Origin of the sequence: Lelliottia sp. CFBP8978 (genome assembly GCF_034046055.2) — a bacterium.
In the GTDB taxonomy this organism is placed as follows: domain Bacteria; phylum Pseudomonadota; class Gammaproteobacteria; order Enterobacterales; family Enterobacteriaceae; genus Enterobacter.
Genome location: NZ_CM188253.1, coordinates 333,964 through 347,260 on the forward strand (window position 1 = coordinate 333,964; position 13,297 = coordinate 347,260).

The following is a 13,297-nucleotide window of genomic DNA, read 5'->3' on the forward strand; positions in this document are numbered from 1 at the left end:
TTTTTTAACAGCCCGCAGCGATATAGTCGCCGTTGGCACTGACCGGAATCACCGTTAAGAACAAGACGGTTGCGAACAGAATCAGAATCACGCCCCCGATAATCTTCGCGCAGGGCATCAGCCAGCTCAAACCTGAACGGTCACCGAAGAAAGCAACCGTCCGCTCCCGCGCAAAGCGTACCGCCAGCGAAAGCCCCATAATCGACAGCGCTGTGCCGAACGACATGGTCATCACCGCGGCAATCCCCCATGTGACAATTCCCAGCGCATTTGAGAACAGTAAAATCATTATTGCTCCGCTACACGGGCGCGCGCCAATCGCCAGAATGACGCCGAGACGGGTTTTCCAGTCTCCCTGGCTGAGATCGACGCCTGCGCCATGATGTCCGCAGCCGCACTGCTCATCGTGCTGGTGAAGAGGCCTGAGAGACGCGATGGTCATCTGGCGCGGACGCAGGCTTTTCAGCGCATGGTAAATGATAAAAGCACCGAACGCGCCGATCAGCAGTGCGCTGATTTTCTCTACGTACCAGCGGCTGGTACTCAGATCGCCCGAGGCGAGGTTAAACCCTACGGCCAGGATAAAAACAAACAAAATGGCGCTGACGCCCTGCATCAGACTCCCGACAAAGGGCACGACGCGTGCCGCCAGAAGGCTCTCTTTATTGGTGCTCAGGTAGGCTGTGACGATAAATTTGCCGTGGCCGGGTCCGATGGCGTGCAGTACCCCATAAAAGAAGGAGCCGGTCAGCAGCCACAGCCCACCGCTGTATTGCTGGTTATTCAGTTGCAAGAGATACATCACCAGATAGCGGTGGAGCGTTATTTGCGTCGCGAGACACCACTGAATAAACGTGTTCCAGTGCGCGTGCAGGGTAAAACCTGCAAACAGAATCACCAGTGCCATCAGTCCGGCAGTGGGAAGACGCCAGTCACGCGTAAGACGTTGTGTGATCATGATTTGGCCTGCGGGAAAATTTGGGGGAAGTATAGCGTTTGTCACCGTGTGGTGACGGCTGTTTCTCTCGGTTGTTACTGAGCGACAAGATACGGACAGGGGGTTAATCCCCCGTCATCCCTTCACCACTTTTGCCTTTTACCCATGCAAGCCGGCGGTTGAACATCTTTTTAAGTGCCCGATTCAGCGTGTTGAACCAGCCTGTTGGTCGCGGATCGGCGAGCATGCTCAGCGCTCGGGCGTAATCCAGCACCAGCCCCGGCGTCCAGGCCATTGTCTCGGCGCGTTTACGTAATTGCAGTGCTACCCATAGCTCCGGTGTGGACATCAATTTTCCTATCGCGAGCCAGAATCCACGGCGTTGCCATAGCCTGCCGACGGAACCCTCCAGCGCGGCTTCGAGTGCTCTTGCGACACTGCTGGAGCAGTTTCGATGCGTCAAATTATAGGATTCGTTCTGACGATAGCTTTCCCAGAAGGCTATCAGACGCGTTTCGCTGTAATTGCGAATGCGCACTTGTCTTGTTGAGGGGCACCATTGCACGGATTCAGTTGCATAATCCGGCTGAAACAGCCCTGGGACGTTATTTTCCGGCGTGGCCCTTAACAGACGGGCGAAAGCATCAGGCGAGCGATCAATCAGCACTGCAGGGTAGAGGCTGATATAGATCCCACCCGGCGATTCCAGCGCAGCATGGCCGGTAGAAATAATGCCATTTTGATCCACCGCTGCAATATAGCGATTGATGACCGGACGGGAAAGGGTTTCACCTGGCGCCGAGCCAACCGGTGTCCAGACGTGCACGGTAAGCGCTTTTTCGTTATCGTCTGGCGGACCGTCCCATTCCACGACGGCGGGAGGATGAGTATCCGCTTCCTTCATATACTCCTCGCCTTTCAGGCCGGGATTGGCGGCCGCGACTTTGACGCGGTTGGCGAGGATAAACATATTCCATCCCGCAAACGCGAGACCCAGCCCAAGACAGTACGGAACGGTACCAGCGTAGTGTGAGGGCCAGGGCTGGTAGAAGAAGATAGCGAGGGCAATTTCAACAATGCCTCCCACCAGAGCGGGCCGCCATCGTTGATAACGCACCACCAGCGCAGAGGCGATTTGCAGGGAGCCATCCAGTAAAAACAGGGTGCCGAATATTATAGCTAGCACCAGATTACCATCATGATTACCTGCAAGAATCAGCACAGCTGCCAGCGAAAAGGTCGCCCCTTTCACATAGCGCAATATGCGCTGTCCCCCCATCCCGCTGTGAGCCACCATTAAAGTGGCGCCGCCTTCGAAAAGCAGCAAACAGGCGAAAGGTTCAATGGGAAAGAATAGCGATCCGTCCATGGCGTCAACAAAGATGACTATACCGGCAATGAGCGTTATCCAGCCGAAGCGGCGAAGCCCGCGCCAGTGCGAACGCAGAAAATCCACGCCGAGCAAAATCAGGATCAATCGCATCATGAGAGCGCTTCCGGAAATAACCTCTCACATATATAGCTCACCCAATCGGAGAGTGCGTGATCAATCCACGAACTCCCCGGTGGCTACCGATGATGCAGTTGTCCGGCAGCATTGATACGCATCGGGCCAGTACAGGGTGCTATCAACCACCGCCGGTGAGAAAGGTATGGCTTCGGACTTCCATTTTGCCGCGTCTGGCGCTTAATTTTTCCGCCTGGCTCGTTCGGCTGACGCATTTTAATGATGGCATGGCGGGACGACCAGGGCTCCAGGCAGCGATTGACAAGGGATAAGCAGCATCACGAGGAGGCTATTCAGTTTTCTCAGGATGATATTGTTATTCCGCAGTGGAGGTATTATTTATGCATCTCGTAAATAAATATTATTCGTGGGGTAATGATTTTGAATCAATTATGGTTTCATCAAAAAAACATATTGACGAAAATAAATAATGTACTGGCTAATTTTAAATGACCATTTAGAGTGAAATTATTGAATTACGTGTTCTGCTATAAACCGGAGTAATATTTATTTGTCATATATTTTATGAATGCCTTTGGGGGTGATGTATTGATACAAACTCGTTAATGGTCAATTATCTGGCATATGTTTTTTGATCTGGCTTTTATTTTGAGGGGCGATGTTACAGTTAATTGTTACGGTTTTGAAATATTTCCCACGTAAAAATAATTAAGCGTTGGCAGTAATTCATCAGAGGTGAGTGGCGTATTATCTGGCCTTAAGTAGAATTTATCTCATCAAGTAATCACGCCTTTGGTCGCCATTTTTTAAATCTTCATTCATGACTATTTACATTTAAGGAGTATCACCCTCTTGTTACGCCATGTAATTGGCGTAGCATTTTCACGTAATTATCTGTTTTGCCCCGTTAAATTGTTACTGCAGGTCTGGCTGTGTTATCGCGGAGGATTCCGGGGAAACCTGCCGTCTGAAACATTTTCATTTCTAGTGTGAAGGAACATGACATGTCTGGTTCATATCAGGAAGAAATTCCGAAAGCCCGAATTAATCTCAAATTAAGCTTGCATACAGGAAACGCCCAAAAGAAAACCGAACTGCCGCTGAAATTGCTGGTAACCGGTGATTTCAGTAATGGCGAAGAACAGCGTCCGCTGTCTGAGCGTGAAAAAGTAAACATCAACAAAAATAACTTTAACAGCGTCCTGTCCGACTTTTCTCCCTCGGTTAATCTCACCGTGGAAAATACGCTGGCAGGTGATGGCAGCGAAGAAAACGTTCGTCTTAGCTTTAAAGATATGAAGGACTTTGAACCGGAGCAGGTGGCCCGACAAATTCCCCAGCTCAAAGCGATGCTCGCCATGCGCAGCTTATTGCGCGATCTCAAATCCAATTTGCTGGACAACGCCACGTTCCGGAAAGAACTGGAAGTCATATTGCGCGATCCGGCCCTCAGCAATGAGCTTCGCAGTGAAATTGCCGCACTTGCCCCTAAAGCCTGACGGAAACTATTAAGGAAAATGCTGATGTCTATACAGAATGAAAATGCCGCTTCTGTGGGCGAGACCACCGTACTGGGACGCGCTGACGCAACGGGCGTCTATGCCTCCCTGTTTGAAAAAATTAACCTCAAACCCGCATCCAGCCTGAGCGATCTCAGCATCTGGCAGGATGAGACGGCGATGGCAGAAGCTGGTGCCAATGAGCGTATTACCGCTGGGGTTCAGGTGTTTCTGGAGCGTTTGCGCCAGTCTGGCCAGAAGGTGGAAAAACTCGATAAGACCTTAATCGACCACCATATTGCGGAGCTGGACTATCAGATTAGCCGCCAGCTTGACGCCGTGATGCACAGCGAAGAGTTCCAGAAAGTAGAGAGCCTGTGGCGTGGCATGAAGCATCTGGTGGACAACACCGATTATCGGCAGAACGTGAAAACCGAAATCCTCGACGTCACCAAAGACGTTCTGCGTCAGGATTTCGAAGATGCGCCGGAGATCATTCAGAGCGGATTATACTGGCACTCTTATACAAGCGAGTACGACACCCCGGGCGGCGAGCCCATTGCGGCGGTGATCTCAGCGTATGAATTTGACGCCAGCCCACAGGATGTGGCGCTGATGCGTAACATTTCCAAAGTCTCCGCTGCTGCCCATATGCCGTTTATCGGCTCCGCAGGCCCGAAATTCTTCCTCAAAGAGACCATGGAAGAAGTGGCTGCTATTAAAGATATCGGTAACTACTTCGACCGCGCCGAATACATCAAATGGAAATCCTTCCGCGACACGGACGACTCCCGCTATCTCGGTCTGGTGATGCCGCGCGTGCTGGGTCGCTTGCCGTATGGCCCGGATACCGTTCCGGTACGCAGCTTCAACTATGTTGAGCAGGTGAAAGGTCCGGATCATGAGAAATACCTGTGGACCAGCGCGTCGTTCGCCTTTGCTGCCAACATGGTGAAGAGCTTTATCAACAACGGATGGTGTGTGCAGATTCGTGGACCGCAGGCGGGTGGCGCGGTGAAAGACCTGCCAATTCATCTCTATGATTTGGGGACCGGCAATCAGGTAAAAATACCGTCTGAAGTGATGATCCCGGAAACCCGCGAATTTGAATTCGCCAACCTCGGTTTCATCCCGCTGTCGTACTACAAAAACCGCGACTACGCCTGCTTCTTCTCGGCGAACTCCACGCAGAAACCGGCGCTGTACGACACCCCTGATGCCACCGCTAACAGCCGTATCAACGCCCGTCTGCCGTATATCTTCCTGCTGTCGCGTATTGCGCATTACCTGAAGATTATTCAGCGCGAAAACATCGGTACCACCAAGGATCGCCGTCTGCTGGAGCTGGAGCTGAACACCTGGGTGCGCGGTCTGGTCACCGAAATGACCGATCCGGGCGACGAGCTGCAGGCGTCTCACCCACTCCGCGATGCGAAAGTGATTGTGCAGGACATTGAGGACAACCCGGGCTTTTTCCGCGTGCAGCTCTTTGCCATACCGCACTTCCAGGTCGAAGGGATGGATGTGAATCTGTCGCTGGTCAGCCAGATGCCGAAGGCGAAAGCGTAAGGTGGCCCAGGGATGAAGATTTATCGTCCGTTATGGGAGGATGGGGCCGCTCTGGCCCCGCAGCAATTTCAGCAGCAGGCCCGCTGGAGTGAGCACGTTGCCGACATGGTCGCCCTGATGGGGATTTCTCATCCCTGGGGCGTGGTTGCGGCAGAATTTGATGATGCGGCGCTGGCACTGTCGCGGCTGAACGCTACCCGTCTTGTGCTGCAGTTTCAGGATGGCACGATAGTGGATACGGATCTCGCAGACAATCTCCCGCCGGTTTGTGATCTGTCCACTGCGGTCGGACGTGAAAGCGTTGAGGTGGTTGCTGCGCTACCCCTGCTGAGTGCCAGCGGGGGCAATCTAGATAACGGACAGGACAGCGAACGCCCCCGTCGCTGGAAAGCAGAACGTGTTGTGGTCCAGGAACTTGCCGGGTATGAAAGCGGGGAGCTGGCTATTCTGCGCAATGTCATCACGCTGAGGTTATCTACCCAGGAAAATACGGCATACCTGACCTGTCCGGTGGTCCGTCTGGTGCGTAATGCTCAGGGGCAGTGGAGCCGTGACCCGTCGTTTATCCCGCCAATGCTTTCGCTTTCCGCCAGCCCGTTGCTGGTCACCGATCTGGGTGATCTGCTGGTGCGTCTGCAGGTGCGTCGTCGTCGTCTGATGGCCATGCGCCGTGAGAGTAATGAACGGATGGCTGATTTCGCGGTGGCCGACGTATCTCTCTTCTGGCTGCTCAATGCCCTGAACAGTGCCGAACCGGTCCTGACGGAGCTGCTACAGTCGCCGTCCCGCCATCCAGAACTATTGTACCGGGAACTGACCCGCCTTGCCGGCAGCCTGCTGACGTTCTCACTGGAGCATGATGCCGGGGATATTCCGGCGTATCAACACGATGCCCCTGAACAGGTGTTCACGCCATTACTGGCTTTACTGGATAAGCTCCTTGAGGCGAGCCTGCCATCGCGGGTGATAAGCATTCAGCTTGAGCATTACGATCAGATCTGGAAAGGCTCCCTGCATGATGCGCGCCTGCGCGAAGGGGCCGATTTCTACCTGTCCGTCCGCTCATCCATGCCGAATCACGAGCTGCAGGTCAGATTTCCTCTGCTGTGCAAGGCCGGCAGCTTCGACGATGTCTCCGATGTGGTGAACGTGGCACTGAGTGGCATGGTGATCAAACCGCTCACCCATGTGCCGGCGGCAATCCCGTTGCGTCTGGAAAACCAGTATTTCTCGCTGGATCTGTCGACGGAAGCTGCAAGGGCGATGCTGGAGGCGGAGAGCTGTACCTTCTACACCCCGGGCTCACTCGGTGAGGTGAAACTTGAACTCTTTGCGGTACTACGTACATGACCAAATCAGATATCAGCGTGATTGAACGTATTTTCTATCCCGGCTGGCTGATGGCCAGCCAGCTGCGGGGCGGTCAGGAAGTACGGGAAGGGGAAAAGCTTTACCGCCGGGCCTGTCGACTGGTACAGGATGCACGGACAGCGCTGACCGAAGCGGGATACAGCGACATCAGTCGTGACCACATGATGTACGCGTTGTGCGCCCTGCTCGATGAGAGCGTACTTAACCGCGGGATGACCGATGACGGGTATCTGGTCTGGCACCGCGATCCACTGCAGGCCCATTTCTTTGGCTCGCTGAATGCCGGGGAGGAACTTTGGGAGCGTATTCGTAACCTTCTTAAGGAAACCGCGCCTGATACCGCGGTGCTGACCTGTCTGTACCGTACTCTGCAGCTGGGGTTTGTCGGCCGGTATCGTGCTCGGGATGATGAACGCCGCGAGGATGTGGTCCGCAGTCTCAGCGAGCGGGTACCGGCATTTTCGCTGGCGCAGGATGCACCGATTGTGGTCAGAACGTCCCGGCTGCGTGGAGGGCGTCGTGGGTACTGGTTTTCCTGGGTTATCGGTGCGGCAACACTGACCGCACTCTGGTTTTTCCTCTCGTCCTCCCTCACTGACCTGGTGAGTCAGATTGTCAGGCCGGGGTAAGGGATGCGTGATACTTACCGGAGTCTGTTGACGGCGCTAAGTGCGGTGCTGGCGCTGTGGCTTATCCTGGGCTTCTGGCCGCTGTCAGTCACAAGCCGTGTGGCACTCAGTTTGCTGGTTATCCTGGTGTGCGGCATGGTGCTGTGGCGCCAGCGGCGGGACGCCCGGTCTCTGGCCGCCGCGGTCCGGGATCTGGGGGATAACAGTCTGCCGCCGGAAGATTTTCAGGGGGCAGTTATTCTCGCCTGCGGGGATAACTCGGCCCTTTTTGCGCCTGGAACCTTTTACCGCGAAACCCCGCAGGGCTGGTATTTGTGGGTTAAGGATGCAGAGCATTTACCAAAACTAGCGCAGCACCTGAGTCAGGTCCGTCCGGCCCTGGTGTCGCAGATCTCTGTATTACTGGCCGTCCTGCCCGAAAAACACACCTCTGTAGATGATTTTGCCCAGCAGCTCAGGGGCTGGCAGCGTGGTGTGATGCAGTGCCGTCCCGCAACGGGCAGCATTCCTCCGGTCTGGACGGCCACCTGGGTGTCACCGTCTGCCGCCAGCCATGATGCAGAGCCCGTCTGGTTCACAACTGTTAGCCATCGTACAGGTATTCAGGTGTATCAGCCCGGGCAAGGCAATCTGTCACTGCCAGAATGGACTCGGGACAACGATGCCGGTAAGCGTCTGTCACGCCTGAGTCAGGGGTTGTGGCTGGACAGTCTGCTGAGCTGGCAGGCGAGTACCATCAACACACTGTTACAGGTTCGTCATGGCGAGTTGCCTGCTTTAAAGCTCTGTGCTCAGGGGATCTGTATGACGCCCGTCAGAGGGCTTGCCAACAACCTTTGGCAACAGCATATCGCCAGCCTTACGACTCTGCCCCCCGACATTGCGGCGACTGAAGGTCCCTTACCGTTGCCGGAGTTGCTGCTGTCTGCCCTGCCACGACGCCGGGGCGTCAGTCGCCGGATGGTGTTCTGGCGTTATGCCGGACTGATGTCAGGGATTTTCCTGGCACTGGCGATGCTGGCGTCCTGGGTGAATAACCAGCGTCTGATCCGCAATGTTGGCGATCATCTTGCCCTCTATCACCACCTGATCGGCCAGCCCGTTGCTCCCAAACTCCGGGCGCAACAGCGTCTGCGTGCCGACGCGGTGCTGCTGGATGACTGGCAACGACGGGGTGAGCCTGTTCGCTATCGGTTAGGACTGTATCAGGGACTGCGTCTGATCCCGCCAGTGGAAGCCGCGGTGAATGACTGGGCACCACCGCCATCGCCTGCACCTGTTATTAAAACGATTAGCCAGGACCCGAAAATCGTTCGTCTCGACAGCATGTCGCTGTTTGACTCAGGTAAAGCGGCACTTAAAGAGGGGTCGACCAAAGTGTTGGTCAATGCCCTGGTGGGCATTAAAGCCAGACCGGGCTGGCTGATTGTCATCAGCGGCCACACCGACAATACCGGCAGCGTGCAGCTTAACCAGCCCCTCTCTTTGCAACGCGCAGAAGCGGTGCGCAACTGGATGCGTGACACCGGTGACGTCCCGGAAAGTTGTTTTGCGGTGCAGGGGTTCGGTGACAGCCGTCCAATTGCATCAAACGATACGCCCGATGGCCGTGCGCAGAACCGGCGTGTCGAGATCAGTCTGGTACCGCAGGCAGATGCCTGCCGTCTGCCAGATACAAAACCTGCGTCACCGGATGAAAGTGACGTTTCAACTCAAGAAATGGAGAAGTAAACATGGCAATTCCAGTTTATCTATGGCTCAAGGACGATGGCGGTGCGGACATTAAAGGTTCCGTCGACGTGAAAGACCGCGAAGGCAGTATTGAAGTGGTGGCTCAGGATCACAGCCTGTACATCCCCACCGATAACAACACCGGCAAATTAACCGGTACCCGTATCCACACGCCGTTCCTGTTTACCAAGGAAATCGACTCGTCCAGCCCGTACCTGTACAAGGCGGTGACCACCGGTCAGACCCTGAAATCCGCCGAATTCAAGTGGTACAAAATCAACGACGCAGGCCAGGAAGTTGAATATTTCAACACCAAACTGGAAAACGTGAAGCTGGTGAAAGTCGCCCCGAAAATGCACGACATCAAAGACCCGGCAATGGAAAAACACAACCATCTGGAAATGATCGAACTGCGCTACGAAAAAATCACCTGGACCTACAAAGACGGCAACATCATTCATTCTGATTCCTGGAATGAGCGTACCACCGCCTAAGTTACTCGTCATATTTCGCGCTGTAGCGGCGTTGGCTACGTTCGCTCACCCCGGTCACATAGTTATCTATGCTCCCGGGGATGCCCGAACTTGCCGCCTTGCTACAGAACGAACTATTTAGAGTAACCACTCAAATGGGCAGCGAGTTTGCCCATTTTTTGCTGAGTGTCTGCCGCGCGGACTTTCAGCAAAAAAATACACAATTTGTCTGCCTGACCTGATGCGCTTAGGGTTCCTTAAAGAAGGAAAAGCGAGGGGCGGTAGCGTGTCCGGAACTTAAAAAGAGAGAAACTCATGGAAAATCCCGCCATCCTGTTACGCCGACTGAACCCTTACTGTGCCCGCGCCATGGAAGGGGCCGCGTCCCTGTGCCAGACCCGGGCGCATGCGGAAATTTTACCAGAACACTGGCTGCTGAAACTGCTGGAGCAGGGTGAAGGTGACCTGACGGTGCTGGCCCGCCGCTACGAATGGGATATGGACGCCCTCTGGCAGGATTTACTCGGCTGGCTGGACAGGCTGCCGCGTTCGGTGCGCGGGCGGCCGGAGCTGTCCGACGGCATTCAGACGCTGATGCAGGACGCCTGGATGCGGGCCTCCCTCAATGGTGAAGAGCAAATCCGAAGCCATCACCTGTTGATGGCGCTGGTCGATAAGCCAAAACTGGCACGCTGTGATGGGCTGTGGCCGCTGCTAACGCTGGGCCGGAGCCAGCTGGAGCTCCTGCGTCCGCTGCTGGATGCCCAGTCGGATGAACGCCCTGAAGTCCAGCAGGAAGCTGAACTGGCGCAAAGCGGCAGTGAAGTGGAATTTGTCGGCCGTCCGGTCGGAGCTGCAATCGGCGAAGGTGAACTCACCCCGGCGCTACAAAACGCGCTGGATAAATTCACCCTCGATGTCACCGCCAAAGCGCGTGAGGGAAAAATCGATCCGGTGTTTGGCCGTGATACGGAAATCCGCCAGATGGTCGATATTCTCTCGCGTCGTCGTAAAAACAACCCGATTCTGGTCGGTGAGCCTGGCGTGGGGAAAACCGCACTCGTGGAAGGCCTGGCGCTGCGCATTGCCGAGGGTAACGTACCGGAAACGCTGAAAACCGTCAGCCTGCGCACCCTCGACCTCGGCCTGCTGCAGGCGGGGGCGGGCGTAAAAGGGGAGTTTGAACAGCGCCTGAAAAACGTGATTGATGCCGTGCAGCAGTCGCCGGTTCCGATTTTGCTGTTTATCGACGAAGCGCACACCATTATCGGGGCGGGCAACCAGGCGGGCGGCGCCGATGCGGCCAACCTGTTAAAACCGGCGCTGGCGCGTGGCGAACTTCGCACCATCGCCGCCACCACCTGGAGCGAGTACAAACAATACTTCGAGCGCGACGCGGCTCTTGAGCGCCGTTTCCAGATGGTGAAAGTGGACGAGCCGGATGACGACACCGCCTGCCTGATGCTCAGAGGCCTGAAATCCCGCTATGCGCGACATCACAACGTCCACATTACCGACGCCGCCGTCCGCGCCGCCGTCACGCTGTCGCGGCGCTATCTGACGGGTCGCCAGTTACCGGACAAAGCCGTCGACCTGCTCGACACGGCGAGCGCCCGGGTACGCATGAGCCTCGATACCGTGCCGGAAGCGATGGTTCGTCTGAAAGCACAGCTGACGGCGCTTGAGTTGGAGCAACAGGCGCTGCTGGAAGATATTGCGCTCGGGGGTGAGCAACACAGCGACCGCCTGTCGGTCATCGAACAACTGCATCAGGAGAAAACCGACGCTCTGGCATTGCTTGAAAGCCATTTCTCGGAAGAAAAAGCCCTCAGCGAACAGCTGATGGCTTGTCGCCAGGACATCAGTCGTCAGGGCGACATCCATGTCCTGCAGAAGCAGCTGGATAAACTCCAGCAGAGCAATGCCCTGATACAGGTGGACGTCGACGCCCGCACCGTTGCCAACGTGATTGCCGACTGGACCGGGGTGCCGCTCTCTTCATTAATGAAGGACGAACAGACTGAACTGCTGAACCTGGAAGCGGAAATCGGGAAACGCGTGGTGGGTCAGGACGCGGCGCTCAACGCTATCGCCCAGCGTCTGCGTGCGTCGAAGACGGGTCTTACGCCAGAGAACGGTCCGCAGGGTGTCTTTTTGCTGGTGGGGCCAAGCGGGGTCGGTAAAACCGAAACGGCGCTGGCGCTGGCTGATGTCATGTACGGCGGGGAAAAATCGCTCATTACTATCAACCTCTCTGAATACCAGGAGCCGCATACCGTCAGCCAGTTAAAAGGCTCCCCTCCGGGCTACGTCGGCTACGGTCAGGGCGGCATTCTCACCGAAGCGGTGCGCAAGCGTCCGTACAGCGTGGTGCTGCTCGATGAAGTGGAAAAAGCGCATCGCGATGTGATGAACCTGTTTTATCAGGTCTTTGACCGGGGCTTTATGCGCGACGGGGAAGGGCGTGAAATCGACTTCCGCAATACCGTGATCCTGATGACCTCTAATCTGGGCAGCGATCCTCTGATGCAACTGATTGACGAGCAGCCAGAGGCTACAGAAAGCGATCTGCATGAACTGTTGCGCCCGATCCTGCGCGATCATTTCCAGCCCGCGCTGCTGGCCCGTTTCCAGACGGTGATCTTCCGGCCACTGGCCGAAACCGCGATGCGCACCATCGTGCAGATGAAGCTCGACCAGGTCAGTAAGCGCCTGCACCGCCACTACGGCCTGTCCACCCACATTGATGAGAGTCTGTTCGATGCCCTGACCGCCGCCTGCCTGTTGCCGGATACCGGCGCGCGCAACGTCGACAGCCTGCTCAACCAGCAGATTTTGCCGGTGCTGAGTCAGCAACTGCTTATGCACATGGCGGCGAAACAGAAGCCGCGCTCCCTGACTCTCAGTTGGGATGATAAAGAGGGGATTGGGCTGGCGTTTGATGTGCGCTCTGACTCTGTAATAGAGAGGGAGTGATGGACAGTGCAAAAGAGATTGCCAGAGATATGCTGGAGGCCATTAATATCGATGGATCCGGGTTTATCGGTGCCGTGGCGAAAGGTGTTATTACCTTACCCGTCAGCCTTGCCTATCTTGGCTATGATTTTATAGACACTGAACATCGTAGAGAGAATCAGGATGATAAGTTTCGGTTGGCAGCTCTGGTTAAAAAAGTAACCTTTAACGATGAAACTATTCGTAAGATTATTCAACCATTTATAGATGATTTTATATCTCGGGTTGATATGCCTTCTGTTGCACTTCACATCACGGGTAGTAGTGTGGGTAAGGCACTTTTTTCACAATTCACTGGTGTTAAATTGGGATATATGATTTCGGAACGAGCAGCAACTGCATTGTTTGCGGGCACCGTTATCGGATCGGTACTTTCAATTGGCGCAGAGGCATCACGTGCAATTTATACATCACGATATTTACGGCAAAGAAATCCTGATGCTTACTACAAATTGAAAAGTATGGGGGATTTGGACCTTTTATATTTCCTTGTCGAAGATACAGTCAAACCTTTCGAAACAGCATGTGGCATACATGAACTAAATCCAGAAGAGTTTAGCAGGATTTGCAAGTATTTCTTTGGTGGGCTATGAATGTTTTTGGAA

General features: G+C 54.9%; 10 protein-coding genes. 8 read left to right on the plus strand and 2 right to left on the minus strand.

Features of this window, described 5'->3' with window-relative positions; genetic code table 11:
* Positions 1-4: 4 nt before the first annotated feature.
* Together SOM82_RS01545 and SOM82_RS01550 are read right to left on the minus strand one after the other, a co-directional pair.
* Positions 5-958, minus strand: a complete 954-nt coding sequence (locus tag SOM82_RS01545; RefSeq protein WP_154126896.1) for a nickel/cobalt transporter — start codon at positions 956-958, stop codon at positions 5-7.
* A 103-nt stretch (positions 959-1,061) separates the two neighbouring features.
* Entirely contained in the window at positions 1,062-2,423 is a 1,362-nt protein-coding gene (locus SOM82_RS01550; RefSeq protein WP_154126897.1) for an HdeD family acid-resistance protein, read from the minus strand.
* 986 nt (positions 2,424-3,409) lie between these two features.
* On the opposite strand from SOM82_RS01550, the gene tssB reads away from it, so the two are divergent.
* From tssB to SOM82_RS01590, 8 genes are all read left to right on the plus strand, one after another.
* A complete protein-coding gene (gene tssB, locus SOM82_RS01555; RefSeq protein ID WP_154126898.1) occupies positions 3,410-3,904 on the plus strand; it encodes a type VI secretion system contractile sheath small subunit in 495 nt (164 codons plus the stop codon).
* An 18-nt stretch (positions 3,905-3,922) separates the two neighbouring features.
* The gene (gene tssC / locus SOM82_RS01560) at positions 3,923-5,473 is read left to right on the plus strand and encodes a type VI secretion system contractile sheath large subunit (RefSeq protein WP_320461273.1); all 1,551 of its coding nucleotides are present in this window, start codon (positions 3,923-3,925) and stop codon (positions 5,471-5,473) included.
* Positions 5,474-5,485: 12 nt separating this feature from the next.
* Positions 5,486-6,823, plus strand: coding sequence for a type VI secretion system baseplate subunit TssK (tssK, locus tag SOM82_RS01565; protein WP_320461274.1), 1,338 nt, complete (start codon positions 5,486-5,488; stop codon positions 6,821-6,823).
* Positions 6,820-7,473: a type VI secretion system protein TssL, short form gene (gene tssL, locus SOM82_RS01570; RefSeq protein ID WP_320461275.1), complete on the plus strand. Its 654-nt coding sequence runs from the start codon at positions 6,820-6,822 to the stop codon at positions 7,471-7,473. The genes tssK and tssL overlap by 4 nt, the downstream gene beginning before the upstream one ends.
* A gap of 3 nt (positions 7,474-7,476) precedes the next feature.
* A complete protein-coding gene (locus SOM82_RS01575; protein WP_320461276.1) occupies positions 7,477-9,204 on the plus strand; it encodes an OmpA family protein in 1,728 nt (575 codons plus the stop codon).
* Positions 9,205-9,206: 2 nt separating this feature from the next.
* A complete protein-coding gene (locus SOM82_RS01580; RefSeq protein ID WP_042319939.1) occupies positions 9,207-9,698 on the plus strand; it encodes an Hcp family type VI secretion system effector in 492 nt (163 codons plus the stop codon).
* Between the two features lie 294 nt (positions 9,699-9,992).
* The gene (gene tssH / locus SOM82_RS01585) at positions 9,993-12,653 is read left to right on the plus strand and encodes a type VI secretion system ATPase TssH (protein WP_501083543.1); all 2,661 of its coding nucleotides are present in this window, start codon (positions 9,993-9,995) and stop codon (positions 12,651-12,653) included.
* Positions 12,653-13,285 carry an Ssp6 family T6SS pore-forming effector gene (locus tag SOM82_RS01590; RefSeq protein ID WP_320461758.1) on the plus strand — a complete coding sequence of 211 codons (633 nt, stop codon included), beginning with the start codon at positions 12,653-12,655 and terminating at the stop codon, positions 13,283-13,285. The genes tssH and SOM82_RS01590 overlap by 1 nt, the downstream gene beginning before the upstream one ends.
* The last annotated feature ends 12 nt before the right edge of the window (positions 13,286-13,297 follow it).

Coding starts and splice junctions, on each gene's coding strand:
- tssH (WP_501083543.1), top strand. CDS start 9,993: ATGGAAAATCCCGCCATCCTGTTACGCCGACTGAACCCTTACTGTGCC.
- SOM82_RS01580 (WP_042319939.1), top strand. CDS start 9,207: ATGGCAATTCCAGTTTATCTATGGCTCAAGGACGATGGCGGTGCGGAC.
- tssK (WP_320461274.1), top strand. CDS start 5,486: ATGAAGATTTATCGTCCGTTATGGGAGGATGGGGCCGCTCTGGCCCCG.
- SOM82_RS01575 (WP_320461276.1), top strand. CDS start 7,477: ATGCGTGATACTTACCGGAGTCTGTTGACGGCGCTAAGTGCGGTGCTG.
- tssL (WP_320461275.1), top strand. CDS start 6,820: ATGACCAAATCAGATATCAGCGTGATTGAACGTATTTTCTATCCCGGC.
- tssC (WP_320461273.1), top strand. CDS start 3,923: ATGCTGATGTCTATACAGAATGAAAATGCCGCTTCTGTGGGCGAGACC.
- SOM82_RS01590 (WP_320461758.1), top strand. CDS start 12,653: ATGGACAGTGCAAAAGAGATTGCCAGAGATATGCTGGAGGCCATTAAT.
- SOM82_RS01545 (WP_154126896.1), bottom strand. CDS start 958: ATGATCACACAACGTCTTACGCGTGACTGGCGTCTTCCCACTGCCGGA.
- tssB (WP_154126898.1), top strand. CDS start 3,410: ATGTCTGGTTCATATCAGGAAGAAATTCCGAAAGCCCGAATTAATCTC.
- SOM82_RS01550 (WP_154126897.1), bottom strand. CDS start 2,423: ATGATGCGATTGATCCTGATTTTGCTCGGCGTGGATTTTCTGCGTTCG.